The organism is Fodinibius salicampi, from assembly GCF_039545095.1.
Classification (GTDB): domain Bacteria; phylum Bacteroidota; class Rhodothermia; order Balneolales; family Balneolaceae; genus Fodinibius; species Fodinibius salicampi.
The window spans coordinates 162,383-185,515 of sequence record NZ_BAABRS010000003.1 but is presented as its reverse complement, the minus strand read 5'-3'; the positions used below and the strand labels follow the sequence as shown (position 1 = coordinate 185,515).

Sequence of the window (23,133 nt, the reverse complement as noted above, 5' to 3'; positions counted from 1 at the left end):
TTATGGAAAACGTGAAAGAAGAATTTAAGCAATACCTGCCTGCGATCGAGGAGTTTTTAACTTCGGTATTGCTTGAGGAAACGCACATAGAAATTGCAAATTCTGATAGTCCGGAAAATGAGTCAGCGCTGGAGCATTTAAAAGAAACAGATATTGTCTTATATGCCCGGGATCAGGTGCATGATGCTGATGTTATCATAGTACTGGATCCGGAATGGTATGGATTGCTTTCGAGTATTATGCTGGGCATCGAGGAAAAGGAGAAAAATGATACAACTATAGAGTTGTTAGAAGAGTTTTCTGACGACCTATCTGATGTGGTATTCAAAAAATTAAAGGAAAATGAAATAGAGCCGGAGCTCACCAAAGTTCAGGTTCTGTCTAAGTCAGAGATGCAGGAGCAGCTGGCTCATAGTGAGTATTTTTGGATTAATTTGGAAATAGAAGGACTGGCCGATAATAAGGTGCGAGCTGAGTTTCTATTGGGAGATCCGGCTACAAAGATTGAACCAGAAGAAACTGATGAAGTTCAGGATGTAGATGAGCAGACGGATACCACTTCCGAACGGATAAGCCCCATTGTGGAAACAGAAAAAGATTCTTTGGAATCTGGTAAAGAAAAAGGAGCGCCCAAGGAAGCAAGACAAGAGCAAGTGATATCGGCACGGCATATTGAGTTTGCTGAATTTTCGGAGGAGGATGAGCAGGAAAATGGAGAGACTCACAGTATGGATCTGCTGAAAGATGTGGAGCTTGATGTCTCAGTAGAATTAGGGAGGATAGAATTGCCCCTAGGAAAGGTCTTGCAGTTGGCTAAAGGGTCTGTTGTGGAGCTTGAAAAGTTAGCCGGTGAGCCGGTTGATATACTGGTCAATGGCAATCGAATTGCTCTCGGCGAGGTGGTAGTTATTGATGAACATTTCGGAGTTCGAATTTCAAGCTTGGTAACCACAAAGAAACGTCTTGCTAAAATAAGTAATGGATCTTAGAGAGAAACTGTCATCACTTTCAATTAGCCCTAAAAAAGTTTTAAAGATCGTCATTGGGCTGTCTGTTGTCCTGTTACTGATGTGGCTGTTTACATTGTCACAAATCGATTATGCAGAGAACACCGGAAACCGACAGGTTTTTAATAGTGAACAGGCGATCGATTCACTTTCAGTGAAATCAGATACTTCAAGTTCGGAAGCAACTGAAGTAAGCCGGTATAATGATTCCTCAAACCTTTTTACAAATGGACTGTTAACCTTTTTTGTACTGGTCGTAATTTTAGGACTTATTTGGTTTTGGGCCGATCGGTCAGGGGGAGGTTCGGTTAGGAGTAATAAAGGACGGCAGGTAGACAACCAGGTATTGGGAGAAGGCGCACAGCTACAGATAATAAGAATGAATAATGAGAAAGAAGTCTGGGTTTTGGGAGTGACTTCCAGCTCGGTAAATTTACTGCATCGTTATACAAACGAGGAATGGGAAGAATCGGAAAAGGAGCATGGAAAAACAGCTTCTGATACTTTTTCAAAGCTCTTCAGGAGTAAATTATGATACAGAAGTATATGAATAAATATTCCTGGGGAAAGGTTGCTCTTACCATAGCTTTATTTTCACTTTTTTTACCGGCCAGCCTGTTGGCTAATTCTGTATCAATATCAATACCTTCTGCTTTTAGTTTTCCGGCTCTGATACAGACTTCTCCTCTCGATTTAGGAGGAGATGTGGAAGACCTGTCGGTTGCGATCCAGGCACTAATTTTGGTCACGGTTCTTTCGTTTGGATCCGCATTTATAACCATGATGACCAGTTTTACCCGTATTGTAGTAGTATTCTTTTTTCTGAGAATGGGGCTCGGTACCCAGCAGTCGCCCCCTAATAAGGTATTGATCGGGCTGGCTCTTTTCTTAACCATTTTTATTATGATGCCCACTTTTGAAACGGTAAATGAAGAGGCCGTTCAACCGTATCTGAATGATGAAATAACACAGATGGAAGCCCTGAGCGAGGCCTCGCTGCCCCTAAAAGAGTTCATGGTACGACAAACCCGGGAGAAGGATTTGCTCTTCTTTATGGATATGGCAGAGGTAGAAACGGTGGCTGCTGTTGATGATGTACCCTTTTACGTGGTTGTGCCCTCTTTTGTAATGAGCGAGCTGCGCATAGCCTTCCAAATCGGTTTTATGATCTATCTGCCCTTTGTAGTCGTTGATATTGTTGTTTCGGCTGTTTTGTTATCTATGGGGATCATGTTTTTGCCACCGGTCTTGGTATCGCTGCCCTTTAAAATATTAATATTTGTTCTTACCGATGGCTGGTATATGCTGGTGCAGTCGCTGGTGGAAAGTTTTAACTAAAAAGTTGAGTTATCTATGAATATTGAAACAGCTTTACATTGGGTGCAAGAAATGCTTACGGCTGTGGTGACACTCTCTGCCCCGCCATTAATAGGGGCCCTTATTGTAGGACTGGCAGTGGCCATTTTCCAGGCGGCTACTTCCATTCAGGAATTGACGCTCAGCTATGTGCCCAAGATGGTAGTTGTTGCACTTATTCTTTTCTTTTCGTTTGGGTTTATGCTGAATTATGCGGTAGGATTTATGGAGAGCATATTTGAAATAATCCCTGAACTCGCCAATTAGCTATAATCAATCATAGTCACTTTTCAGCAAGCATAAAGACAGGATGTCCCTTTTAACGCCAGAATATATATTAGCGGCATTCCTGATCTTTGTACGAGTCAGCAGCTTGGTGATGACAGCTCCTTTCTTTAATTCTGCGGCTTTTCCGGCCCGGGTAAAGTTATTTTTTGCGCTAGTAATCAGTTTCATTCTTTCTTTTATCATTCCGGCAGATAGTGTTTTAATCCCCTTGGAAACGGGGCTTCCCTTTTTAGTTACGGCTATCATACTTGAAATCCTAGTAGGCGTTGCATTGGGATTGGTGGGCCAGCTCATATTTGCAGGTATTGAAATGGCGGGACAGCTGATAAGTCTCAAGATAACGTTGAGCTTTGCCCAGATTGTAAATACAATGACGCAGCAGAAGAGTGATGTGGTAGGTAACTTATTTAGCATGCTGGCTGTCTTGGTTTTTCTTGCCATGGAGGGAGATAAAATCTATTTAAGCGGATTGGTCAAAAGCTTTGAGTTGATACCTATTAACCAGGCAGAATTGCAGCATGCAGGACCCTTTATGCTTGAAGTAGCAAACTACCTATTTATTATTGGTGTCCAGCTGGCCGCTCCATTTCTGATTGTGCTCTTTCTGCTCGATTTGACGCTGGCTATATTTGCACGCGTAATGCCCCAGGCGAACATATTGTTTATTGCGCTTCCTATTAAGCTTTTGTTGGGTTTTGTACTCTTATCCTGGCTGTTGCCTTATATGCCTGATGCCTTCAGCAGGATATTTCAACACCTATATGACTATTTGATAGAAATTATAGGGATTTTAATGCCTTAAATAGGTGCAGACGAGAGAGGTAGATGTATGTATATTAATGATGGATTTCTGGTCTGGACCTGGAAATAGGAATGTGACAGGCTAAAATCCAATACTAATGACTAGGTGACTATTTAGTGAGAATAGGAAAAGAATAGAAGAGGGGGAAAATATGAGCCATTTTAATCACTAACTACTCAACTTAATCAGCTTAAGATCTTCTCTTCAGCCAGCTCATGTTTTAGTTGAATCAAAAGCTTGCCAATAATTTGGGAAATTCTTGCTTCCGATAATTCCAATAATAACGCTACTTCATTCATGGTCATATCCTCATAAAAATAGAGAGTAAGAATTAAGCGATTTTTTTCATTAAGTTCGCCAATCTTCTTCTTGAGAATTTCAGCCCGTTCCTTATCTACAAGATTTTGATCCGGCCATTCAACATCGGTATTCTCGTGAATTTCATAAAAGGAATTGGAGTCGTCGTTATTGAGGGAGTTGTCGAGGGAAAGCGCATTGCGCGTTTGTACGTTTGAAAGAAGCTGTCGGTAGCTTCCAAGATCCATATCAAGTTCCTGTGCCACCTCCTCATCTGAGGGCTCCCTGCCTAACTCTTGGGAGAGTTGCTGAATAATCTGTTTAACCTCGCCGTAATCCTTGCGTTTTTGTCGGGGCAATTGATCAATTTTACGAAGGTAATCAATAATATTGCCCCGAATTCTATAATAAACAAAAGTATTGAACTTAATATTTCGATCACTCTCATAGGAATCCATGGCCTGCAGTAGTCCGCTTATTCCGGCACTTTCAATATCTTCCTGCTGGGTCAAAGGTTGATCGGGAATATTTATTTTGCCAATAATACTGCGAATTAAAGGCATGGATTTGCTAATAATGGCATTGCGCAATCCACTAGTGGGATCCTCACAGTACAATTCAGCAAGTTCCTGAAGCGTTTTATTAGCCATCATTATTTATCATTTTTGTTCTGCGGTTGACTTCCTCCCTCCGCTGTCGCCGATTTGCCGGATACAGCCTTACTATCCTGAATAATATTCAGAAGGAAAATTGAAAGGTATACAAGGGAGAAAAGAATTAAAAATACGAGAAGGCTTCTGTATAGAGCAATATTAATACTCTCTCCGGAGACCATCAGTAATAAGAACTGTATAAGCGATATAACCGAAACTAAACGTAATAACATAATATTCAATAATTTAATTATGGTTCATAATGTAGCCAAGCGAACGACTGTGATCATAAATCCGCAGCTTGTTTATACAGCCAGCTCCCACATCAAGAAATAGCATTCTCGTGTTTCCCTGTAAGTTTATTTTTTTAAGTGTTTGCATGTCTACAATTTTTTAATTGAGGAGCTTTTTGGCAAATAATTCAGGTCTAAATATGTCAATTCCTTCTTCTAAAGATTCACTGCTATTGATAAAGCGCAGCCCATAATCTGATTGTATAAGAAGCTGAACTGTTTTTCCCCATCTATTCGATTGATCGATATGAGTGAGAGCAAGGCTATCCGCTTTTACCTGGACGGCTAGAGGATCATTAAAAGCTACTCCATTGACAGCCGTATTCACCAAATAATGTGTTTCAGCTTCATAAAGTGATTGTAACTTCTGTTTGATATTTACAAACTGTTTAAAAAAGAACTCATCAATCAACTCTATAGAAGGCGTATCAATAAGAATATGGTCAAAAGACTTCCATTCATTGGATAAGCTATTAAGTTCTTGCTCATCCTTCAGACGATAATAGGGGATCCCATGATCTCTGCAAAAAGGTTCTAGAATGGTATAGTAATTCATTTTCGCATAATCATCAGGCACAATCGATACAACTGCAATATCTTGCCCTCCAAAGAGGTGGGTTTTTTGACTTAGTTTCATAACTAAGCTGGTTTTGCCCGAACCCGACCTCCCCGTAAAAAGCAACAGCTTTTTAGGATCACCGGGATGTACTTCGGATATTGCTTCCTGAATAATGGACGATAGCTTTGACTGGAAAAGTTCTTCCTGTTTATTCGGATGAATGCCCTGTTCGGAAATGATATGAAACCATTTCGAAATTAAACGCTTAGGTACTCCTTTGTGAAGCAGCTTGTGAAAAGCCGGATGAGAAGCATAGCTAAGATCATCGGAAGATAAAGTCAGATGCATGAGGGATTCCAATCGGTCAAGTCGCTGATGCAGGCTTCGTTTATTCTCCTCTTTTTGAGGTTTAGATTTGTGGTTGAAGGAGGATTGTTCCCTGTCTATTGAGCTTACTGTTCTGGAAGGACCACCGTGATCCTTGCTCTTCATCGCTGATATCCTGTCATCCGTTTTTTGGGCCCGTGGGCGTATATCTTTCCTGCTGTAAAGCTGGCTGGAAGGAGTATTTTGTTTTAATTTTGAAGTTTCTTTTTGCGACCCATTATCCTCAACTGAATCTCCTTTCCAGTGACTTATTTCTTCCTCATTCGAGGCGGTTTGTTCTGCGGCATATTTCCGAATCGCCGTCAGTTTAGATTCGATATTATTCTTATCTCCATTCGTATTATTCTTTGAGTCTGATGGTGTTGCGGACCGCTCGAAGGTAACTCCAGTCCTTTTTCTTTGACCAGTGGAGAGGTATTTTTTGTAGCTTTTCTCCTGTTGAGAAAAGTTGTTTCTGCTTTCCCCATCCTCACTTTCACCCTTGTCATGAAGGATGCTTTTTAATTCCGTTAGATTATAGCCATACATCTGCAGCGCACTTTGCTTGGCTGTTTCAATGGTTTTATCTAAAAATTTATTCAGTATCATACCGATGCAGGTTCATTTAATTCAGCATGTTGTATACTAAGTCGGTCAAATGTTTTAAACTGTACATCCTGACTAATGTCGTTATACGACAGTACATTTATTTCAGGCAAAATTGGTGCCAAAAATTCAAAGAGGGTATGTCGCAATACCGGGGAGGTTAATAAAATGGGATCGTATCCCTGGCGAATCATGTTTTCAAAAATCTCGGAAGCGTTTTTATAAAGTACCTCAACCGTACCCGGATCTAGCCCCAACGTATTGGAGTTAAGATTACCCTGCTGGGCCTGCTCAATTAATCGGGATTCAAGATTGGAATCCATCATCACCACTACCACCTCGTTCTCTTCACTTACAAATTTCTGAGTAATGATTTCCGCCAGAGCGGCCCTGCAGTATTCCGTAAGCACATCTGTGTTATTGGTTTGCTGGCAATGGTCAGCCAGTGTTTCCAGGATCGTAACAAGATTATTGATAGGAATACGTTCCCGCAACAAGCGCTTTAGTACTTTCTGTATTTCTCCTAATTGCATACCATCGGGCACGAGCTCTTCAATAAGCGCAGGAGATTGTTCCTCGATATTGTCAATTAGTCGTTTCACCATCTGCCGGTCAATCAGCTTATGGGCATTTTTCTTCAGTACTTCCATAAGGTGGGTAGTAATGACTGCTCCGGCCTCAATGACCGAAAGACCAAATTTTTCCGCCTGAGATTTATTTTTTCCGCTTACCCAGATGGCATCCATCCCGAAAGTGGGATCTTTGGTTTCAATTCCCTGAATATTAGCATCGAAATCGGAAGGTATCAGCGCCAGATGGTAATCGGGAAGTAATTCCCCCTCTCCCTGCTGTATGCCTCGCATCTTAATCGTATAGTGGTTTGCATCAAGCTGAACATTGTCGCGTACCCTTACAGAAGGAATGATAATTCCCAGCTCGGTTGCGAGCTGTTTTCTTAGTGAGGTAATGCGATCTAAAAGGTCACCGCCCTGCTGTTCTTCTACCATAGAGATTAAGCTGTATCCTATTTCGAGTTCGAGAGTGTCGAGCAGCAGATAATCTTCAACCCGGTCTTCCTGTTTCTCAGGCAGCTCGTTTTGCTTCTTGACCTCGTCTCTTTTTTCCTGTTCTTCCGCGGCATTTCTTTTATAGGCAAGGTAGAGAAAAAGTCCGGACATGGCCCAGAAAGGCAGTGCCGGCATACCGGGCATAGCTCCGAGGAAGAAAATAAAGAAAGAACCGATTACCAGTGTTTTGGGATCGCCTAACAGCTGAGAGGTAAGCTCTTTACTTAAGTTGCCTTCTGAAGCAGCACGAGAGACAATAATTCCGGCCGCTGTAGAAATGAGAAGAGCCGGTATTTGTGAAACCAAGCCATCACCAATAGTCATTAAGGTATAAACCCTGGCTGCTTCTCCGATATCCATCCCGTTTTGCATGGTCCCTATAACAAGTCCGCCAATAATATTTATGAATGTGATCAGGAGTCCCGCAATAACATCACCACGGACGAACTTACTGGCTCCGTCCATAGCTCCATAGAAGTCAGCTTCCCGTGCAATTTCCTCGCGTCGTTCTTTGGCTTCCTGATCCGTTATAAGTCCGGCACTGAGATCAGCATCAATAGACATTTGTTTACCCGGCATGGCATCAAGAGTAAAACGGGCGGCGACTTCGGCAATTCGGGTAGCCCCTTTGGTAATAACCACAAAGTTAATAATGATAAGCACTGCAAAAATAATAATCCCGATAACATAGTTTCCCTGTACGATAAACCCGCCAAAGGATTCGATAATCGAGCCCGCATAGCCTTCACTTAAGATAAGTCGTGTAGTACCGATATTAAGGGAAAGACGAAAGAGTGTTAAAATAAGCAGCATCCCGGGGAAAACAGCAAACTCCAGTGGTTTAAGGGTATAGAAAGCCACCAGCAGTACAATAATAGAGAGTGAAATGTTAAGCGCCAGGAAAAAATCCATTAGTCCTGCCGGAAAGGGTAGAATCATTATCAGAAGAATAACAATGATACTGGAGGAAATGAGGACATCGGTCTGTAAAAACCGGTCCTTAAGCATGGTCGTATTGATATCGTTAAATGCCATTCTTATTGCTATATGTTGTGTTTATTTTTGAGCTTATAAACGTACGCTAGAATTTCGGCTACGGCCCTAAACAGATCTTCGGGGATATACTCGTCAACGTCAGCTGAGGCAAAAAGTGCCTGTGCCACCGGCTTGTTCTCCACAACGGGGATATCCAGTTCTTTTGCCAATTTCTTTATCTTCTGGGCCCTTAATCGCTGCCCCTTGGCCATTACAATGGGCGCTTTGCTTTCGTCAGGATCGTACTGCAGAGCAATAGCGTAGTGGATTGGGTTGGTTACCACCACATCCGATTCCAGTACAGCATGGTCGAGACGCTTTTTTCGCATGGACATCCCCATCGCTTTACGTTTGCTCTTCATTTGAGGATCCCCTTCGCTTTGCTTGCGTTCATCTTTTACCTCCTGCTTCGACATCTTCAGGTCTTGCTTATGTTGATACTGCTGGTATGCCGCATCAGCTATCGACATAATAAGTAGGGCTGCAAGAATTCTGCCAATAAACAGAAGAATATGAGATCCCGATTCACTGAGACTATATTCTATAGGCATTATAGAGAAAGAGACGAAATGACTGATGTTTGCTTCAATAGTGAAATAGACAATCAGACCCATGACGAAAAGCTTAAAGAGTCCTTTTACGAGTTCTACCAATCCACGCTTTGAAAAGACCCGCTTAATTCCGTTAACAGGATTAATTTTGCTTCCCTTGGGTTGAATGGCCTTAAGGGAAAAAGCGCCCTTTGTTTGGATAAGATTTACAACAAGAGCGGTCACAATGAGTACGATAAATAATGGCAGCATAAGCTGGATGGCATGGTTGCCAGCTACATTCAGATACATAAGAGCCTGTTCCTGGTTATTTACAGGCATACCGGCATTCCAGAAAAAGCTTTCGAAGATCGTTTTCATATGGTGATACATAAGTCCACCCATCCCTACAAAGGTTATGGTGGAAACTAGCATGATCATTACGGATGATATCTCCGTACTCACACTGACGTTCCCCTCCTCGCGGGCTTTTTCTATCCGTCGTTGGGTGGGTTCTTCTGTTTTTTCCTGCGCTGAGTTTTGATCTGACATGATGTGTTATATGAAACAAATACAGTACCAGTTATTATGTTGCCGATCTTTGCGGTTGAATGATGGGTTTTATTTATCAAAAGGGAGAAAACATCCACAAGAGCGGAAAACATTTCCATTTTTTTCGGATGCCTCATATACGAATGTCTCTATGCCTGTAAAGGCAACGTATAATTTTTAATACAGGGGATAACTCCCAATAAATAAGATAGAAAGCAGCATATAATGCGATTGGGAGAGGAAACCAGTGTACAAACTTTAGGGGCTTTTCTTAGTCGTTACTATCGCTATGGATGTGCAAAATGGGTAAGTGGCACAGAATTTGAAGGTATATACTATCCGGGCTGGCGGGAGCCGGTTGATGAATTCTAAACAAGACCTAGCTAGGATACTATGATAGAAAGATTAGAAGCCCAGATGCGGGCCATGCAGATGTTATCGAAGACACAGGACATCACTGCTGACAACCTTGCCAATATAAATACACCGGGATTTAAGGGAAACAAGGTATTTTATCAGATGGTTAAAGAGCAGGTCGACGGTAAAGAAGTTACCAGAACCGTTCCCATGCAGCAGGTAGATATGACCCAGGGAGTACTGGAAGCTACTGATAATAAGTTCGATTTCGCTATCAAGGGCGAAGGATTCTTTATGGTAGAAGGGCAGAATGGAAGGCAACTAACCCGGGATGGAAGGTTTAGCATCGATACAGATGGGTACTTGGTTGATGGGAATGGCGGCCGTGTCATAGGCAATTCAGGTCCTATTAATATGCCCGATTATATCAAGGCCAGTGGTCGTAATAACAAGAGTGCAGAGATTGAGGTTGCCACTGATGGGACAATCCGTATTGATGAAGAGGTTTTTGATAAGATTATGACCGTTGAAGTTAAAGACACTTCGAGACTTGAACGCCAGGGGAGTAATTATTTTGCGGTTAGGGAAGAACAGCTGGTAGAAGATCACTCAAGCAGCATTATGCAGGGGTACTATGAAAAGGGAAATGTTAATCCCCTGAATGAAATGGTTGATATGATGAAGACAGTAAAGATGTTTGAGTCACAACAACGAGCAATTAGAACTACAGATGAAATGTTAAGTCAGGCTACATCAAAGCTTGGCCAATTTTAAATTACAACAAAATATATAAGATATGTTTAGAGCATTAAGTACGGCGGCACTTGGAATGAGTGCTCAGCAAAAATCCGTAGATAATATTGCCAATAACATGGCAAACGTAGGTACAACGGGATTTAAGCGGAGCACTATCGCATTCCAGGATATGTTTTATGAAAACGTTGCTGTTTCAAAACCTGGAGCAGCAGCGAACAGGATATCAAACGATAGTCCCGATTTGCAAATAGGACACGGAGCCCGGGCGGTTGCTACTATTCGCAATTATACACAGGGGGCAATGACCGAAACGGGGAATCCTTTGGATATGGGAATCAACGGCGAAGGATTCTTTCAGGTAGAAATGCCGGACGGTTCTATTGGCTATACCCGCGATGGTAATATAAGTAGAGATTCCAGCGGAATGCTTATAACCAATTCAGGATTACCGCTTGCAGATCAGATAGAAGTGCCGCAGGAGGCAAAAGCCATAGAAATCGCACAGGATGGAACCGTAACGGCTCTGATGGCCGGAGATAACCAGGAAATTGAACTCGGACAGATCGAACTTGCCAAGTTTTCAAATCCCGGTGGACTCGAAGCAAAGGGGAACAATATTTTTATGGAAACCGAAGCATCGGGTATGCCCTTTATTGATCGTCCGGGAGCTGAAGGCTTTGGAACCGTACAGCAAGGGTTTCTGGAGAGTTCTAATGTAGATGTTGTAACGGAGATGGTAAGGCTTATTGAGGCTCAGCGAGCTTACGAGACCAACTCGAAAATGGTGCAGTCCGCTGAAGACATGATGTCCGTTACCAATTCCATTAAGCGATAATAAAGTTGGTGAAAAGAACGGTTTTCATAGCGTCAGTATTAACTCTCAGCCTTGCTATATCGGTAATAACCGCAGCAAAGGCTGAGAGTATGCCGTTTTTATTATTGGGAGAGACAGAACGGTTTAATTGGTCAGCTGGAACTTATCTTGGTGAGGTGCAAGAAAAAGGCGCAGATGCCAAAGACATAATTCTTGAAAAGGCCAGAGAAGGACTGACAAATTATTATTCATCCGGGAAATATCGTTTTAATATTGCGCCACGATGGATTCCACAGCGTCTATTGAATATGGAATCCGAGGATATCCTCTCCGTTGAGCTAAAGGGAGAAGTACGGCGATATACTGATTTCGAGGTGTTATATAAGAACCGGGGAAACAGGGAAAAGGCCAGTATTCAACTGACGGTAAAAGTAGAGCAGCAGATACCGGTGGTAAGCCGCCGTGTTTCCCGGGGAGAAGTGATTAAAGAAGAGGATCTCCAGGAACGCTGGGTCTCATTAATGCGCAACAAAGGAGATCTGATGGAAGATATTAACGCAATGAAGGGGAAAATCCTGCGCAGGACCCTTCTCGCAGGCCAGCCAGTACGAAAATCTTATGTAAGCAGAGAATATATCATAGAGGCGGGCGATCGGGTAAAACTTATTATTGAGAAGCAGGGCATTCAGGTTCAGTTGGTGGGTGAAGCGCGTGAACCCGGTGCCAAAGGAGATAAAATCAGAATTTACAGCGAAGAAACAAGAAAAAAATATAAGGGCGAAGTTATCAGCCCGGGAGTAACAAAATGGAAAAATACACTTTAATAATGATTAGAAATACCGCATCGGTAACACTTTTGTTAATGGTAATAGCCACACCGGTATGGGCACAAAATTCTATGTACCAGGATAATGCCGCCAGTCAGGTTGGGGATATCATAACCGTTATACTTCAGGAAAACATTTCGGGCAGTACCAGTTCTGAGGCAGAGAATTCTTCTAATGCTGCTGGGGCTGCAGGGGGATCAACATCCAGCAATTTTTTGCCTTTCCAGCCAACCTTTGGGACTAATGCAGAGGTTAACTACGATTCTGATGAACGGGTTCGGACAGATCAGGGGCAATTGCTTGAGGGTATAATGAGTGTTGAAGTGACAGATATCACCAATGGTGGAAATCTTGTGATAGAAGGTCGCCGGTCGACAGAAATAAATGGGGAACGCCATACCATGGATTTAAAAGGCATAGTACGTCCCCGGGATATTAACGGTCGGAATCAGGTCTTGTCGTATCAACTGGCAAATGCACGTATAAATTATGAAAAGGATGGAGATGTACGGGGGGTCACTAAAAAGGAAGGATTTTTTAAACGAGTGGCTCTGACAGGAGTCGGGATTGCACTGGGTGCCGCAGTCCTTCTTAAAAGTATGAACTAATTTTTAACAGTTGAAATGAAAATGATTAATACGAAATATGGACTGTCGTTCTTCTGTATATGTTTACTGATATCAACCGCATTTATTTCTGAGGCCGAGGGGCAAAGCCGGTTAAATAGCTTAGTAAAGGTGCAGAACGCCCATGCTAAAAAAATAGTGGGCTATGGACTGGTAACAGGCCTGGACCGAACCGGCGACCGAACTATTAGTCGGCGGGGAGCTGAATTCACGGTTCAGTCTATTGCTAATATGCTCGATAATTTTGGCATTACCGTTAATCCGGATCGTCTGCGTACCCGCAATGTAGCTGCCGTAATGGTTACGGCTGTTATCGGTCCCTATCATGCCTCAGGAAGCGAGATTGATATTACGGTTTCTTCCCTGGGAGATGCGAGCAGCCTGGAAGGGGGTGTACTTTTAGAAACACCCTTAATGGATCCCTCAACCAAAGAAGTCTTTGTGGAAGCACAGGGCCCACTGGTGGTAGGCGGCATAAAAGAAGAAATAGGAAGTTCCCGTATGTCAAGAAATGGATCTCTGACCGCAACTATCCCGGGAGGCGGAATTGTACAGCAAAATAATGATTTTCAACTTGATCCGGATCAGCCACTGGGGCTGGTGTTGGACGAACCGGGATTTATTAATGCGCGTCGTGTTACAGAAGTGATCAATAATAATTTTGATGAAGAAATTGCCTCGGTATATAATCCGGGATTGGTACAGGTTGAATGGCCGGCTGCTTTTCAGGGTCAGGGCACTAGAAATATATTTGTAAGCACCATCATGGAACAGGAGGTTACACTGGATAAGCCGGCGCGCGTTGTAATTAATGAACGTACAGGTACGATTGTAGCAGGCGGTGATGTGACGATTGACAATGCCATGGTTTCACATGGAAGCGTACAGGTTAGAACACAAGTAACTCCTTTTGTTAGTCAGCCTCCTCCATTTAGTGGCGGAGATACTGAAGTTATTCCGGTGCCCGATATAGGAATAAGCGAGGAGTCGGCTCAGAATGTAGTTTTTGAGTCAGACACTAATGTCCAGCAACTGGCCGAAGCCCTTGATTCTCTTGGAATGAGCCCGCGGGATATTATTTCCATTTTCCAGGCTCTTGATCGGGCCGGGGCATTGCAAGGTGAGCTTATAGTCATGTAAAATATCCAGGGATTTTCTAAGAAAATTTTATCCAATAAAAATAGGTTTGATAAGCATTATGGAAATTAATTCTGCTATGAATGCGCTGCAAGGTGAAATCAGTAAAAGTCGCAGTGATGAAATCAAAAAGGAAGAAATTGCTACTGATTTTGAAGAAATTTTCGCTCGTAAGTTAGTTAGCGAGTTAACTAAAGATTCTTTCAAAATGGGCGATAACAATGGTGTGCTTGGACAATCCAATAATTTGTATCGCCGGCATATAACTGAAACAATTGCTAATGAGATAGCTAAGCAGGGAAAACTGGGAATGGCTGATATGATTAACGAACATTGGAAGAAGAGAACATCGTTTTAATGGAAATAGACAGTAAATAACTAAATACCATGCAATCAGAAAAAAGGGTACGTGAGTCATTTCAAGAGATGGGAAGCATTATAGATGAACTGGAACATATAGCCGAAAAAATGTTAGCGGTTATGGATAAGCAAATTAATGCAATTGTTGCTGCTAATAATGAAGAGATCGAAAAGTATACGGAAGAATATTCCGATCTCCGGGGACGGTTTAACGAACAGGAAGAGAATTTTGTAGAACAGTTATACCAGATTCTGAACTTACCCGAAGGGGCAGAGCAGGAGGTACAAATGGACCAATTAAAGAAACTATTTCCTAACGCCACATCCACTATTGATGAATGGAAACAACTAATTGAGGAGCAAGCCCTGAAGCTTAAGAGAAAGCATAACCGGGTGGTGGACCTACTGGATTTTGCTCTAAATAGAAATGCGAGTCTAATGCATGCTATTTACAGTTTAAATAACCGCAAGAATACACATTATAGTCCAGGTGGCCGAAAGGAAGATATTTCATCCGGAATGGCAGTAAATAAAGAAGCATAATTTATGAGATCATTATTTGAAATAGCGAAAAGTGGCCTGCAAAGTTCGCAACGATCTTTGTCGGTTACCTCAAACAACATTGTTAATGCCGACACACCCGGTTATAGCCGTCAGCGGGTAGAAAAATCGCCCAATGGTATGCAAATAGATGGCTTTCACGCAGGACTTGGAGTAAACATAGACGATGTAAGCCGCCTGCGCGATGGAATGAATGATGTATTGCTCAATAAAAAGCAGCAGGATTTGGGCTACCTGGAGAAAAAGTCAGAAATATATGAAAAACTGGAAGCAACCATGGTTACCGACTATGGAGAGGATCTGGATAGCCAGATTGGGGGGTTATTCGATAATTTTTCGGAGCTTGCAAGTAATCCACAGGATGTAAGTGTAAGAAATAATCTTATCAATGAAACCCAGCAGTTTAACAGCAAGCTGCATGAGATGAGTCGCAGTATTGATGAAACAGGTAATTTGGTGCAAAACTTCGCGGGTAAGACGCTGGATTCTATCAATAGTCTGTTGAATAATATTAATGAACTAAATCATTCAATCAAGCAAAGTGAGGCTAAAGGACAGCCCGACCATAGCAGTATGGATTTAAGAGTGGCAAAGTTACAAGAGCTTTCTGAGCTGGTTGACTTTGAAAGCCAGGTAACGGATACGGGAGCAGTTCAAATTGAGATAGGGGGCCATAAAGTTCTGGATGAAGATCAGGCCTATAATATCCGGGCCGAAATTGATGACGTAAATAAGAAATTTCGGTTGCGGTTAAATAATGGTTACGTGATAGAGCCCCAGGGAGGAAAAATAGGAGCGGAGATTGAGATGTATGAAGAGGGTATTCCTGAGATTAAGAAAAAGCTTAATAATATCGCTTCTACGGTGGTAACAGAGATTAACAATCTCCATAGCAGTGGTTATGGACTTGAAGACAATACTCAGCGGGCATTTTTTGATCCCGCCGGTACAACAGCTGAAAATATCAAGCTTAATCAGGCTATTGTCGATAACCCGAGACATCTGGCAGCATCAGATACGGCCGGAGAAGAAGGGAATGGAGAAGTAGCCTCTCAAATAGCCAACCTGAGAAATGAAAAGATTATTGGTGACTCTACGACTAATCAACGTCTTACAGAATACACAGTGGGAATTATAAGTAAGCCCGGTGAAGAGCTAAGTGCTCTTAGCTCTGCCATAGAAGCCCGGGATTCGGAGATTCAGATGCTGAAAAGACAGCAGGAAGAAACAGCAGGAGTTAACATCGATGAAGAACTCAGTCGAATGATCAAGTTTCAAAATGCTTATCAGGGAGCGGCTAAAGTTATGAGTTCAGCCCAGCAAATGTACGACACCTTAATCAGTATAGTCAGATAGATTTATTATGCGTATTACTCAAAAAACAATGTTTGATAGTTTTATGCGGGATGTGAATAAGAATCGTCGAGAGATGGCCGGAATACAGTCCGACCTGTCGAGCGGACGTAGTGTTCGGGTTCCGTCTCAGGATCCGGTTTCTTTTCAAAGCAGCAGGATTATAGAAGGAAATCTTAAGAAGACCGAGCAGTATCAGAGTAATATTAATAGTGGACTGCGCCAGGGCCGGCTTGCTCAGGATACCATGAATGGCGTAATCGACAGTCTTATCCAGGTTAAAGATATAATGGTGAAGGGAGCCTCGGACACCGTTGGCGAAAGTGAGCGGGAATCAATGGCCGATGAGATTTCTGGTATCCGCAGACGCATCGTGGATAGTCTGAACTCCCAGTATGGTGATCGTTATCTGTTTGCCGGTACGAATAGTGGGGACAAGCCATTTGAGCTAGCCGGTGGTGTGGTTACAAATAACAGTAATAATAAAGCACCCCATATAGTTGCAGCAGACGGCGTTGAAATTGATATAAGTATCACGGGGCAGGAGATTGCGAATACAGACGCCGGTGATCTCTTTGATATCATCGGAAATGTGGAGGACGCTCTGAGAAACAATGATGATGAAGCCCTAAATGACTTATTACCTGATGGGGATGAAACCATAGAACACGTAACTAATTTGACCTCAAAGCTGGGGGATAATATCAATCGAATGGATTTTATGTTTGAACAGTACGAATCCACAAAGATTACACAAGAGTCGGATGTAAGTGAGCTGGTAGATACAAACTATGCCGAAGCTTTTTCTAAGTTGCAGCGAAATCAGGTGGCTTACGAATCTGCAATAGCGGCACACAGCAAGATGTTTAAGAATGTTCTGCTTAACTATATCTGATTCTATAAATTTATTTAATATAAGAATATCGTTTTATGAAGTATCAACTTACCTCCGCTTTAACTAAAAGAGAAGAAGCGATAAGCTGGGCCGACTTGGTTGTGTTTTTATCTGATTTGAAGTACCTGGACTGTCAAAAAATTAAGGATTGGGCTCAAAAGTTTTGTAATGTCACGGTTGCCGGAAAAGGAAAGCGGCCTGCCAGACTACCTAAAGAAGTTGCCTGGTATTCTTATGCTAATGATAATAAAAAACGTTCAGAAATATGGAACCGATTGGTCAGGAGGGCGGAAAAAGAGTGGGTGTTGTTTGTAGAAGATGATGAGCAAATACGCTTTAGTGATTTTCCAAAAGAGGAGTCATTAGCTTCTAATGTGTGGAGCCCCGCCTTAATTCGTCAAGTCGGCGGTGGTAGCATCAGGCAGTTTTACCAAATGCGGCTGGTAAATACGGATATCGACGGAGAGTCATTATACGAAGGACAAAATTTACCGGATTGTACCCGGTATATCAGGGAAAAGGATATAAAGCTGTACAATCGACCTATTTTAATCGAAAGAGAAAGCAGCCCCGTTGCACATATTGATGTAGAGGAAGAACTTTCGGTGAAAAATTATGCTCCCAAGCTATACCTTGTGCAGGGAGACCGTTATTTCCAGGAGAAAAAATATGTCCGGTCGGCAGCCCAGTATCGTCAGCTGTTAAAGAAAAAGAAACTTCTTCCATTCGACAGGTTAGCAGCCGTTAACGGGTTGGCAAGTTGTATGGCAGAGCAACATAAGTGGACAAAAGCGATGACCCTTACCCAGGAATCCATAAAGGCGGAACCCTTGCAGTCGCTTCCCTATCTTATTCAGTATAAAATTCATAAGCTCCAAAAGGAATGGCAGAAAGCGCATGCGGTATTACGGAGATACTTTGAGCGGCAGTCGCTCTATTCCAGAGCCAGCTTTGATAAAATTATGAATGGTGAAATCACATTAGTCAATCTAGCCAATATCGCCTTAAAGGCCGGAAATAGACAGAAAGCTTCGGACTATTTTGAAGAATTATTTACATATAAGAGGGGAGATGTAGATCGATCGCTTTTATATAAAGTGCTGGTCTTGTCTATTGAACTATCTGATTTTGAACGATCGGTTCACCTGTTTAATCGTTTATTTAAAAATGTATTGCCTGATCAGCTTGATGAAAAGCAGAAAGAAGAGCTGAATGATATTATGGATATGTTTATGGCGCAGGAATGGTATGGTTTTGTTGCTGATGTCTATAATAAACTGCACAATGCCTATCCGGAAGATCAGACTTTTAAAAGGCGTTTAATAGTTGTGCTGACCAAAACGAATCGCTTGGATAAAGCCCGGAATATCGTTGCGAATATTGTATAAGAAACGCCTTAGTATTCTGTCTGATTAGCCATTTTATTGACTTTCTTCATTATTATCATTGGAAGAAGCTTTTTTTATCTTATTTCGGATGGTACGATCCGTGATGCCCAGTATTTCAGCCGCTTCTTTTTGATTACCTTGGGTATGTTCGAGCGCTTTTTTGATCAACTGGAGCTCCATATCCTCAATAGACATAAGGGGTAAGTCAGAAAGCACTTCCTCACTTACTTCCAGATCCAGTTTGGCGAACATATTTTGTTCGACATGATCCAGCGTAATAACATCGTTGTCTTTTGACAGGATTACACCGCGATGAATTTTATTTTCCAGCTCGCGAACATTGCCGTTCCATTTTCTATCAATAAGGACCTCCATGAGATCGTCAGATACCTCCTTGGATTCCAGCCCATATTTTTCAGTATACCGGTTGATAAAATAATCCACCAATAATGGAATGTCCTCCTTTCGTTCTCTAAGGGGAGGAATAGAAATAGGGAAAACATTCAGCCGATAGTAAAGGTCTTCACGGAATTTCCCGTCGGCTATGGCTTCCGCAATGTTACGGTTGGAAGTTGCGATGACTCGCACATCGCATTCAATAGGCTTTTGGCTGCCTACCCGCCGAAATTCCTTCTCCTGCAGTACTCTCAAAAGTTTGGCCTGTATCTGGATATCGATTTCAGTAATCTCATCAAGAAGTATAGTGCCTCCGTGGGCTTCTGCAAAAGCCCCTTTTTGATCGGATATTGCTCCTGTAAACGCCCCTTTAACGTGGCCAAAAAGCGTGCTTTCTACCAATTCCCGGGGAAGATTTGCACAATTAATCTTGATATAGGGAGCATCAGAGCGGTTGCTATTCTTGTGAATAAGGTTTGCAAAAACCTCTTTCCCAGTACCACTTTCCCCCTGGATCATTACAGGCGCCGTGCTCGTTGCAATTTTAGGGAGAATATCCATCAGCTGATTGACCTGCCTGTTTTCTCCAATAAATCTTTTTTCGGCCTGTTGGATAACCTCTTCCGAAGACTCCTCCGCCGTTTTCTTAGGTTCTTTTTGCTTTTTATCCTGGGTAAAGGCATTTATTTTGTGCTGCTTATTAAAAGCAGAGCCGGCTTCAAAATAGCGATCAATCCGGAAAATAATTTCCTTGGCCTTGAAAGGCTTGGTAATATAATCGAAGGCTCCTTTTTGCAGCGCCCGGACCGCATGGGTGATGTTCCCGAATCCCGTCATCATGATAACGCCGGTCTCCTGATGGTTCTCCAGTACATGTGAAAGTACTTCGTCCCCAGTCATGTCATCCATTTTAACATCGGTGAGAACAAGATCTACACCGTTATTTTCAAGGAATTCAATAGCTCCAGTTGGGGATTCAAAGGCGGTTGCTTTATAACCATTAACAGATAAATTTTCCTCGAGGAATTCGAGGAGCATTTCATCATCCTCAACTATCAATACGTGGTTTTTCATAGATAACTCATTTTGTTTTCCGTTCAGGGAAAACTGGAAGGGGAGATAATGATCGTCTGTAGATTTATCTGGTTATCCCCCGATATAAACGTTTAATTAATATTAAAAGCTTTTATCAAAGAAACTCGAAAGAAAAATAGTGTTTTTGAAAGTAATATAGGCCGTTATAATAGCACAAATCCCAAAATTATATTTATAGCCCTCAAAATACAAAAATAGTACTAGAACTAACACTCTAAATTAGGAGTAAGTAGTCTTGAATTTATTTAATAAGGAAAGGAAATGAGGATTAATCCCCGGGAAGGTCCAAGGAGAAATGTTTAATCGAAAGAAAGGGATTCGATTCTAAAAGTCGTTAAAGAAAGTACTTAGGAAAATGATAGAATTTAATCGAAGAATCCTATTTATTGCAGGATTTTATGTGCTATATCTTCCCAAACAGAAGGATCGTTAATTTTCTGTCCCAAGGCTGTTTCGTTTGAGGCTTCGCCAGCTTCCTTAAATTCCTTTAATTGCGTTTTTATTTCTTGCAGGCGTTCTGATGAAGATTCGTTTAGTTTTTCCAATTCAAGTTTTGCAAAAAGTTGATCATTATTCCTAAAAGGATAGTCGCCCAGAGAAACCTTGTCTTTTGGTGAGTCTCCCGCTTGGGATTTTCCTAGCGTACTGGGAGTTTCCTGTCCTTTTGATGCAGCATCTGTTTTGTTAAACTTACTGCCACTGATCCGGTTTTCAATTTTATTGATATCCATAATGCTGTTATTCAGTTTTAGAATTAATTTACTGAATTATCTACTTATTTTAAAGATTGATAGCCCTCTTCTGCCTTTCGGCGCTTAATAGCATCGCCCAGATGATCACGTGAACTCTTAACAATATGATCGAGCGCATTCTGTATCTTTTCTGCCTGGTTTCCAAACTTCTCAAAAAGAGTTTCGATAGTAGCAGATTCTTCATCAGAAATATCGACTTTGTTAATTTCAGGAACTAACTCTCCCATCTCTTTAATATGTTTCTCGCGTTCTTCGAAAGCTCCGCGTATAGTGTTTGTGGAAGCTTCATCTTTGTTAAGCTCATTCAATATTTGCCTGTTAATTCTTACAAGCTTGCGTAGATGGAAGATAATTGACTTCATATATTAAATATTATTAGAAGCCCAAGGATGATTGATAATTCATGATTGCATTAAACTGTCGCTGTCCATCATCCTGAATTTGTTGGAGTTCAGCAAATTCTTGCCGCTGGCGCTCCTCATATTTTTCCAGGTATCGGTTTTCAGAATCGATTCGATTATCAATGAAGTCTATCTTTTGGTCCAGCCCGCTTTCCAGCGAAGAGATGACTCCATTGGTCTGGGTATAAATTTCCGCCTGATTGTACATAGCCATGACTGGTGAAGTATCATCGGTAAAAAGTTTTTGAACTTCTTCCGGGCGATCCGTGAGTGCTTTTTCAAGAAGGTCGGCGTCTTCAATCTTCATGGTTCCGTCATTTTCAAATCCAAGCCCAATATCCATCAGATTATCCAGTTCGCCATCTGCTGCTGCAGTCATATCCGTCAGTGCCGTTTGGCGCAAGTTAATTGTCAGGTTTCGGATAGATCGCATTCCCTGCAGGGGACCTTTATTCCCGGTTTCTCCATTAATAAAGGTATTGTTTCGGATTTTCTTATTCATCTCATTAAAGGTAGAGATGAAATCGTCAATATTATCTTTGGCTGTTTCTACATCTTTCGTTACAGAAATTTGTTCCTGCGTACCCGGATCATCCAGAAGCGTGAAGGTCATGCCCGAAATGGCATTTTCTACAGTATTCTGTCCTCGGGTGAAGGTAATTCCATCAACCGTGAATTCGGAATCCAGATTTTGGGTATTGGTTTCGAGGTGTGTCATATTACCGGTGACTTCTGCGAGAACCCCACTAGCATTACTGAACTGTATGCGTTCATCATAGCCGGTTTCAGTACTTTTAATAGAAAGCTGAACATTGCCGTCATTATCGATCTGGAAAACGTCGCTGTCCGACTTTTCACCTAATAAATCATTGATAGCAGTAGAAAATGACTCCAAAACTTCCTGGTTCGTTTTGGTGGTCCCGTCATCATTAGTAGTCGTGACTGAAATCGTTTCGGTTTTGTCCCCAATAGTGATATCTACTGATCCGTCTCCAAATCCAGCAAGATCTGTTGCAGTTCCGTCTATGACATTCGAAAGCATAATATCTTTGGTTGCTTTCCGGTTAACCGTAATGTCATAATTATTTGGCTCGGTCATCCCCGAGATGGAATCTACTCGCACTACGCTTTCGTCACTTGAAGTAGCTTTTAGCGGATTAAAGCTATTTGAAGTGGCACTGTTAAGTTCGTCAATTTTATTAGTAAAATTAGAGATAACAGAGCTGACGTTACTTAAGGCCGACTGCTGTTTGTTTAGCGTACTTCGCTGATCTTCCAGCTTGAACTTTTTTTGGCTTTCGATCATTACCAGCTGTTGTACAAACTGCTCGTAGGGATTGGTTTGCTGTATAAGACTGCTAATAGAATTCATGGCCAACCTGTTTATTCGTTAAAAAGTTTTCTTAAGCCGAGATACCGTTTCTACTTCCCTTTTCTTTGTTTGCAGCCTGATCCCAGGCATCCCGCAGAGGTTCCAGTATCTCCCTGATTTCTCCATATTCCTTTTTTCGGGCAAGATCCTGACAATATTTATAAAGCTGAAATAACTCATCAGCAGGCTCATAATCAAAATTTAAACTTTCTATAAGTGTTGCAAGAATATCTTTAACACGCTCTTCATCCTCGCGGTATGTAGCCTGTAGTACTAGGTCATACAGTTTGACAACCAGCTGCATGGGGGAGGCATTCTTTACGGCTTGTCGTTGATAAACTTTTTGTGGATTCTGCATAGGTCTATTGGGTTACAAGAATATTTTTCAATACCAAGTATCTGTAGTTATCGGCTTTTACCGGAAAAACTTAAATAAAATCCTCATTAGGAGTTTTTAATACTAAATGTACATGATACCCGGTATATAAATACACTCAAAGAATATGCCAGATTTCGGTAATTATACTGCTTATTGTAGCTGAGGTCATTTCATATTATATAGATCCGCTGTTCGATCTATTTTGATGATGAAGTGAGTATAACCAGAGGTCGTCAAGCTTTAATGTATTTCA

Annotated in this window: 25 protein-coding genes; 16 read left to right on the top strand and 9 right to left on the bottom strand. The window is 41.8% G+C overall.

What is annotated here, in order from left to right:
• The first annotated feature begins 2 nt into the window (after nucleotides 1-2).
• From fliN to fliR, 5 genes are read left to right on the top strand one after another with little or no spacing between them, the layout of a single operon-like run.
• The gene (fliN, locus tag ABEB05_RS11960; protein WP_265790424.1) at nucleotides 3-989 is read left to right on the top strand and encodes a flagellar motor switch protein FliN; all 987 of its coding nucleotides are present in this window, start codon (nucleotides 3-5) and stop codon (nucleotides 987-989) included.
• Entirely contained in the window at nucleotides 979-1,542 is a 564-nt protein-coding gene (locus ABEB05_RS11955; RefSeq protein WP_265790423.1) for a flagellar biosynthetic protein FliO, read from the top strand. Before fliN ends, ABEB05_RS11955 begins: the two co-directional genes overlap by 11 nt.
• Complete coding sequence (gene fliP / locus ABEB05_RS11950; protein ID WP_265790422.1) at nucleotides 1,539-2,345, top strand: flagellar type III secretion system pore protein FliP; 807 nt, start codon at nucleotides 1,539-1,541, stop codon at nucleotides 2,343-2,345. Before ABEB05_RS11955 ends, fliP begins: the two co-directional genes overlap by 4 nt.
• A gap of 15 nt (nucleotides 2,346-2,360) precedes the next feature.
• On the top strand, nucleotides 2,361-2,630 hold the full coding sequence (gene fliQ, locus ABEB05_RS11945; RefSeq protein WP_265790421.1) for a flagellar biosynthesis protein FliQ: 270 nt from the start codon (nucleotides 2,361-2,363) through the stop codon (nucleotides 2,628-2,630).
• Nucleotides 2,631-2,673: 43 nt separating this feature from the next.
• Nucleotides 2,674-3,453 (top strand): flagellar biosynthetic protein FliR, encoded by a 780-nt coding sequence (gene fliR / locus ABEB05_RS11940; protein WP_265790420.1) that lies wholly within the window; start codon nucleotides 2,674-2,676, stop codon nucleotides 3,451-3,453.
• A gap of 185 nt (nucleotides 3,454-3,638) precedes the next feature.
• Here the strand turns inward: fliR and ABEB05_RS11935 are convergent, their stop codons facing one another.
• From ABEB05_RS11935 to flhB, 4 genes are all read right to left on the bottom strand, one after another.
• On the bottom strand, nucleotides 3,639-4,403 hold the full coding sequence (locus ABEB05_RS11935; RefSeq protein WP_265790419.1) for a sigma-70 family RNA polymerase sigma factor: 765 nt from the start codon (nucleotides 4,401-4,403) through the stop codon (nucleotides 3,639-3,641).
• Nucleotides 4,404-4,796: 393 nt separating this feature from the next.
• Nucleotides 4,797-6,230 carry a hypothetical protein gene (locus ABEB05_RS11930; protein ID WP_265790418.1) on the bottom strand — a complete coding sequence of 478 codons (1,434 nt, stop codon included), beginning with the start codon at nucleotides 6,228-6,230 and terminating at the stop codon, nucleotides 4,797-4,799.
• Complete coding sequence (flhA, locus tag ABEB05_RS11925; RefSeq protein WP_265790417.1) at nucleotides 6,227-8,329, bottom strand: flagellar biosynthesis protein FlhA; 2,103 nt, start codon at nucleotides 8,327-8,329, stop codon at nucleotides 6,227-6,229. Before flhA ends, ABEB05_RS11930 begins: the two co-directional genes overlap by 4 nt.
• Nucleotides 8,330-8,337: 8 nt before the next feature.
• Complete coding sequence (flhB, locus tag ABEB05_RS11920) at nucleotides 8,338-9,411, bottom strand: flagellar biosynthesis protein FlhB (RefSeq protein ID WP_265790416.1); 1,074 nt, start codon at nucleotides 9,409-9,411, stop codon at nucleotides 8,338-8,340.
• Between the two features lie 225 nt (nucleotides 9,412-9,636).
• Between flhB and ABEB05_RS11915 the strand changes: the two genes are divergently transcribed.
• The 11 genes from ABEB05_RS11915 to ABEB05_RS11865 all read left to right on the top strand — a co-directional run bounded on the left by ABEB05_RS11915 (nucleotide 9,637) and on the right by ABEB05_RS11865 (nucleotide 18,485).
• A complete protein-coding gene (locus tag ABEB05_RS11915; RefSeq protein WP_265790415.1) occupies nucleotides 9,637-9,783 on the top strand; it encodes a hypothetical protein in 147 nt (48 codons plus the stop codon).
• A 21-nt stretch (nucleotides 9,784-9,804) separates the two neighbouring features.
• A complete protein-coding gene (locus ABEB05_RS11910) occupies nucleotides 9,805-10,542 on the top strand; it encodes a flagellar hook-basal body protein (protein WP_265790413.1) in 738 nt (245 codons plus the stop codon).
• 22 nt (nucleotides 10,543-10,564) lie between these two features.
• Nucleotides 10,565-11,359, top strand: coding sequence for a flagellar basal-body rod protein FlgG (gene flgG / locus ABEB05_RS11905; protein WP_265790412.1), 795 nt, complete (start codon nucleotides 10,565-10,567; stop codon nucleotides 11,357-11,359).
• 89 nt (nucleotides 11,360-11,448) lie between these two features.
• A complete protein-coding gene (gene flgA, locus ABEB05_RS11900; RefSeq protein ID WP_265790410.1) occupies nucleotides 11,449-12,162 on the top strand; it encodes a flagellar basal body P-ring formation chaperone FlgA in 714 nt (237 codons plus the stop codon).
• 2 nt (nucleotides 12,163-12,164) lie between these two features.
• A complete protein-coding gene (locus ABEB05_RS11895) occupies nucleotides 12,165-12,773 on the top strand; it encodes a flagellar basal body L-ring protein FlgH (RefSeq protein WP_265790408.1) in 609 nt (202 codons plus the stop codon).
• Between the two features lie 21 nt (nucleotides 12,774-12,794).
• On the top strand, nucleotides 12,795-13,931 hold the full coding sequence (flgI, locus tag ABEB05_RS11890) for a flagellar basal body P-ring protein FlgI (protein WP_265790407.1): 1,137 nt from the start codon (nucleotides 12,795-12,797) through the stop codon (nucleotides 13,929-13,931).
• Nucleotides 13,932-13,989: 58 nt separating this feature from the next.
• Complete coding sequence (locus ABEB05_RS11885; RefSeq protein ID WP_265790406.1) at nucleotides 13,990-14,286, top strand: hypothetical protein; 297 nt, start codon at nucleotides 13,990-13,992, stop codon at nucleotides 14,284-14,286.
• Between the two features lie 29 nt (nucleotides 14,287-14,315).
• On the top strand, nucleotides 14,316-14,831 hold the full coding sequence (locus tag ABEB05_RS11880; RefSeq protein ID WP_265790404.1) for a hypothetical protein: 516 nt from the start codon (nucleotides 14,316-14,318) through the stop codon (nucleotides 14,829-14,831).
• 3 nt (nucleotides 14,832-14,834) lie between these two features.
• Complete coding sequence (gene flgK / locus ABEB05_RS11875; protein WP_265790403.1) at nucleotides 14,835-16,205, top strand: flagellar hook-associated protein FlgK; 1,371 nt, start codon at nucleotides 14,835-14,837, stop codon at nucleotides 16,203-16,205.
• Between the two features lie 7 nt (nucleotides 16,206-16,212).
• On the top strand, nucleotides 16,213-17,097 hold the full coding sequence (locus tag ABEB05_RS11870; protein WP_265790402.1) for a flagellin N-terminal helical domain-containing protein: 885 nt from the start codon (nucleotides 16,213-16,215) through the stop codon (nucleotides 17,095-17,097).
• Nucleotides 17,098-17,132: 35 nt separating this feature from the next.
• Nucleotides 17,133-18,485, top strand: a complete 1,353-nt coding sequence (locus ABEB05_RS11865; protein WP_265790401.1) for a tetratricopeptide repeat protein — start codon at nucleotides 17,133-17,135, stop codon at nucleotides 18,483-18,485.
• Between the two features lie 33 nt (nucleotides 18,486-18,518).
• Here the strand turns inward: ABEB05_RS11865 and ABEB05_RS11860 are convergent, their stop codons facing one another.
• The 5 genes from ABEB05_RS11860 to ABEB05_RS11840 all read right to left on the bottom strand — a co-directional run bounded on the left by ABEB05_RS11860 (nucleotide 18,519) and on the right by ABEB05_RS11840 (nucleotide 22,859).
• Nucleotides 18,519-19,955 (bottom strand): sigma-54-dependent transcriptional regulator, encoded by a 1,437-nt coding sequence (locus ABEB05_RS11860; RefSeq protein WP_265790400.1) that lies wholly within the window; start codon nucleotides 19,953-19,955, stop codon nucleotides 18,519-18,521.
• A gap of 404 nt (nucleotides 19,956-20,359) precedes the next feature.
• Complete coding sequence (locus tag ABEB05_RS11855) at nucleotides 20,360-20,707, bottom strand: hypothetical protein (RefSeq protein ID WP_265790398.1); 348 nt, start codon at nucleotides 20,705-20,707, stop codon at nucleotides 20,360-20,362.
• Nucleotides 20,708-20,751: 44 nt separating this feature from the next.
• The gene (locus tag ABEB05_RS11850) at nucleotides 20,752-21,090 is read right to left on the bottom strand and encodes a hypothetical protein (protein WP_265790397.1); all 339 of its coding nucleotides are present in this window, start codon (nucleotides 21,088-21,090) and stop codon (nucleotides 20,752-20,754) included.
• 13 nt (nucleotides 21,091-21,103) lie between these two features.
• Entirely contained in the window at nucleotides 21,104-22,501 is a 1,398-nt protein-coding gene (gene fliD, locus ABEB05_RS11845) for a flagellar filament capping protein FliD (RefSeq protein ID WP_265790395.1), read from the bottom strand.
• A gap of 31 nt (nucleotides 22,502-22,532) precedes the next feature.
• Complete coding sequence (locus tag ABEB05_RS11840; RefSeq protein WP_265790394.1) at nucleotides 22,533-22,859, bottom strand: flagellar protein FliS; 327 nt, start codon at nucleotides 22,857-22,859, stop codon at nucleotides 22,533-22,535.
• Nucleotides 22,860-23,133: the final 274 nt, after the last annotated feature.

Excerpts from the sequence above, each read along its gene's own strand:
- fliP (WP_265790422.1), top strand. The coding sequence starts at position 1,539 with ATGATACAGAAGTATATGAATAAATATTCCTGGGGAAAGGTTGCTCTT.
- ABEB05_RS11840 (WP_265790394.1), bottom strand. The coding sequence starts at position 22,859 with ATGCAGAATCCACAAAAAGTTTATCAACGACAAGCCGTAAAGAATGCC.
- ABEB05_RS11955 (WP_265790423.1), top strand. The coding sequence starts at position 979 with ATGGATCTTAGAGAGAAACTGTCATCACTTTCAATTAGCCCTAAAAAA.
- ABEB05_RS11895 (WP_265790408.1), top strand. The coding sequence starts at position 12,165 with ATGATTAGAAATACCGCATCGGTAACACTTTTGTTAATGGTAATAGCC.
- ABEB05_RS11935 (WP_265790419.1), bottom strand. The coding sequence starts at position 4,403 with ATGATGGCTAATAAAACGCTTCAGGAACTTGCTGAATTGTACTGTGAG.
- fliN (WP_265790424.1), top strand. The coding sequence starts at position 3 with ATGGAAAACGTGAAAGAAGAATTTAAGCAATACCTGCCTGCGATCGAG.
- fliD (WP_265790395.1), bottom strand. The coding sequence starts at position 22,501 with ATGAATTCTATTAGCAGTCTTATACAGCAAACCAATCCCTACGAGCAG.
- flgG (WP_265790412.1), top strand. The coding sequence starts at position 10,565 with ATGTTTAGAGCATTAAGTACGGCGGCACTTGGAATGAGTGCTCAGCAA.
- fliQ (WP_265790421.1), top strand. The coding sequence starts at position 2,361 with ATGAATATTGAAACAGCTTTACATTGGGTGCAAGAAATGCTTACGGCT.
- ABEB05_RS11910 (WP_265790413.1), top strand. The coding sequence starts at position 9,805 with ATGATAGAAAGATTAGAAGCCCAGATGCGGGCCATGCAGATGTTATCG.
- flgK (WP_265790403.1), top strand. The coding sequence starts at position 14,835 with ATGAGATCATTATTTGAAATAGCGAAAAGTGGCCTGCAAAGTTCGCAA.
- ABEB05_RS11865 (WP_265790401.1), top strand. The coding sequence starts at position 17,133 with ATGAAGTATCAACTTACCTCCGCTTTAACTAAAAGAGAAGAAGCGATA.
- ABEB05_RS11880 (WP_265790404.1), top strand. The coding sequence starts at position 14,316 with ATGCAATCAGAAAAAAGGGTACGTGAGTCATTTCAAGAGATGGGAAGC.
- fliR (WP_265790420.1), top strand. The coding sequence starts at position 2,674 with ATGTCCCTTTTAACGCCAGAATATATATTAGCGGCATTCCTGATCTTT.
- flhA (WP_265790417.1), bottom strand. The coding sequence starts at position 8,329 with ATGGCATTTAACGATATCAATACGACCATGCTTAAGGACCGGTTTTTA.
- flhB (WP_265790416.1), bottom strand. The coding sequence starts at position 9,411 with ATGTCAGATCAAAACTCAGCGCAGGAAAAAACAGAAGAACCCACCCAA.
- ABEB05_RS11870 (WP_265790402.1), top strand. The coding sequence starts at position 16,213 with ATGCGTATTACTCAAAAAACAATGTTTGATAGTTTTATGCGGGATGTG.
- flgA (WP_265790410.1), top strand. The coding sequence starts at position 11,449 with ATGCCGTTTTTATTATTGGGAGAGACAGAACGGTTTAATTGGTCAGCT.
- ABEB05_RS11930 (WP_265790418.1), bottom strand. The coding sequence starts at position 6,230 with ATGATACTGAATAAATTTTTAGATAAAACCATTGAAACAGCCAAGCAA.
- ABEB05_RS11855 (WP_265790398.1), bottom strand. The coding sequence starts at position 20,707 with ATGGATATCAATAAAATTGAAAACCGGATCAGTGGCAGTAAGTTTAAC.
- ABEB05_RS11850 (WP_265790397.1), bottom strand. The coding sequence starts at position 21,090 with ATGAAGTCAATTATCTTCCATCTACGCAAGCTTGTAAGAATTAACAGG.
- ABEB05_RS11885 (WP_265790406.1), top strand. The coding sequence starts at position 13,990 with ATGGAAATTAATTCTGCTATGAATGCGCTGCAAGGTGAAATCAGTAAA.
- ABEB05_RS11915 (WP_265790415.1), top strand. The coding sequence starts at position 9,637 with ATGCGATTGGGAGAGGAAACCAGTGTACAAACTTTAGGGGCTTTTCTT.
- ABEB05_RS11860 (WP_265790400.1), bottom strand. The coding sequence starts at position 19,955 with ATGAAAAACCACGTATTGATAGTTGAGGATGATGAAATGCTCCTCGAA.
- flgI (WP_265790407.1), top strand. The coding sequence starts at position 12,795 with ATGATTAATACGAAATATGGACTGTCGTTCTTCTGTATATGTTTACTG.